General features: G+C 66.1%; 1 protein-coding gene. It reads left to right on the top strand.

Annotated elements, in window-relative coordinates; translation table 11 throughout:
* Window positions 1-706 precede the first annotated feature (706 nt).
* Window positions 707-2,170, top strand: a complete 1,464-nt coding sequence (gene ltrA, locus ACZ5ON_RS35910) for a group II intron reverse transcriptase/maturase (protein WP_465601802.1) — start codon at window positions 707-709, stop codon at window positions 2,168-2,170.
* Window positions 2,171-2,367 lie beyond the last annotated feature (197 nt).

The raw sequence follows: 2,367 nt of genomic DNA, 5'->3' as shown, positions 1-2,367 counted from the left end.
CATCCGCCTCTGGCAGTGCCAGGCATGCCGGGTGTGGCTGGACCGGGACATCAACGCCGCCGTCAACGTAGCCCAGGCCGCCGGACTGGCGGTGACAGCCTGTCGAGCGCAGGTAGTGCGCCGTGAAGCGCACGTTGTTCGAGTGGCGGTGAAAGGACGCCACCGCCGTTCTGTCGCAGCAGGACGGCTGAAGCTGAGGGCAGCCCGACCCGGAAGGTGCCGGGGAGGGTGGCAAGCGGCCCTGACAAAGCCGGGACGTGCCAGCACTGCCAGATGGTGCGGGTCCGGCAAGCAAGACGGAAAGGAGTACGCGAGGAACCGGCGCTGACGCCCCCTTACTCGACGCCAGCTCGAACCTGGTGGATGTGGGCTGGAAGCGGCATGTCCCTGCCTTGTACCTGGGGCGGGGAACTTCTCGGACGTTGGCTACAGGCCATTCGGGGAGGCCACGGTGAAGTGCTGCGGGGTAGTCGTGGCGAGGCCGCGGGGGTATAGCCGGGCTCCTCCTCCGTCGATCGAACAGCGAGTGAACACGGGAACCGTCCCGGTCCTGACCTCGGACAACGCGTCCAGCGATGTTCGAGGCTGGGCCCACCGTCGGCCGATCGGGCCGGGACGGGGCGGAGCCGCCGTAGTACTCCGAGCCGGGGAGAGCCCGGTACATGGGGAAGGGCGGCAGCGGAATCGAGAAGGGAAGGAGGCTGCAATGCCGAAAGACGCGCCGCTGAACAGCGACGCTCCAGAGGCCCCCATGGGGTCTCACCAGCGGGTATCGGGGATGCAGGCCAAACTTCACCGTTGGGCGGCGGCCGATGAGGGCCGCAGGTTCGACGATCTGTTCAACCTCGTGTGCGACCCGGCGACGCTGCTTGTGGCGTTCGAACGGGTCGCGGGTAACAAAGGAGCTAAAACACCCGGAGTGGACGGCCTGACGGTCGTCAATGTCGAGCGGGAAGTTGGCCCTTATGGGTTCCTGGAGGATCTTCGGCATGCACTCAAATCGGGTGAGTTCCGCCCGCTGCCGGTACGTGAACGCAAGATCCCTAAGCCTGGCGGGAGCGGGAAGGTGCGCAAGCTCGGCATCCCGACCATTGCCGACCGGGTGGTCCAGGCAGCCCTGAAGCTGGTGCTGGAGCCGATCTTCGAGGCCGACTTCAAGCCGGTCTCCTACGGCTTCCGGCCCCTGCGGCGGGCGCACGACGCGATCGCCGAGATCCATTTCTATGGCACCCACGGCTACCGCTGGGTCCTGGACGCGGATATCGAGGCGTGTTTCGACTCGATCGACCACACGGCCCTCATGGACCGGGTGCGAGCACGAGTGAAGGACAAGCGCGTGTTGCGGCTGGTCAAGGCGTTCCTCAAGGCCGGCGTCCTCACCGAGGACAACAACCGCGAGGACACCTACACCGGCACCCCGCAGGGGGGCATCCTCTCCCCGCTTCTGGCGAACATCGCCCTGTCGGCGCTCGATGAGCACCTGACGGGGTCGTGGGAACCGGGAGGGGAGATGGCCACCGCTTACCAGCGCAGGCGGCGCCGTGCCGCCGGGCGTCCGAACTGGCGCATCGTCCGCTATGCGGACGACTTCGTCGTTCTGACCGACGGCAAACGCGGCGACGCCGAAGCACTGCGCGAGGACATCACCGATGTGCTGCAACCGCTCGGGCTCCGCCTCTCCGAGGCCAAAACACGGGTGGTGCACATGTCGGAAGGGTTCGATTTCTTGGGGTTCCGCCTCCAGTGGCGCCGCAAGCGAGGAACGGACAAGTGGTACGTCTACACCTTCATCGCTGACCGGCCCATTCGGCAGCTGAAGGACAAGATCCGTGCCCTGACGAACAGAACGTCGCAGCAGAACCCCAGGGACGTGCTGATCAGGCTCAACCAGATCATGCGCGGCTGGGCCAACTACTTCAAGCACGCGGTCTGCAAAGTCGCCCTGAGCTCCCTCGCCCACTTCACGTGGCGCCGGGTGATCAGCTGGTGGATGGTGCTGCACCGCTGGAAGTGGAAGGACGTCCGCCGACGCCTCACCGACCACAACGGACGGTGGCATAGGCCCTCGGCAGACGGGATCGAACTGTTCGACCTCCAAGCAGTGACGGTCTCCCGTTACCGCTACCGAGGAGACACGATCCCCAACCCCTGGATTCCTAACCACGCTTGAACGGCAGAGACCGTGGAGAGCCCGGTGCGTGGAGACACGCACGCCGGGTTCGGCGAGCGGCACGGAGAAACGGACCGGTGGTAACACCGGCACCGCGCTCCGTGCCGACTCAACAGACCGGGACCTGTCCCGGCGCAGCGCGAAGAAGCAGGAACCCACCGAGACGGTCAGACGACCGTGGTAGGAATCCCCCGGCT

Source organism: Kitasatospora sp. NPDC032150, assembly GCF_055579945.1.
The sequence above is the reverse complement of the archived record's forward strand: the minus strand, read 5'-3'. Positions and strand labels throughout refer to the sequence as shown.

Excerpts from the sequence above, each read along its gene's own strand:
- ltrA (WP_465601802.1), top strand. The coding sequence starts at position 707 with ATGCCGAAAGACGCGCCGCTGAACAGCGACGCTCCAGAGGCCCCCATG.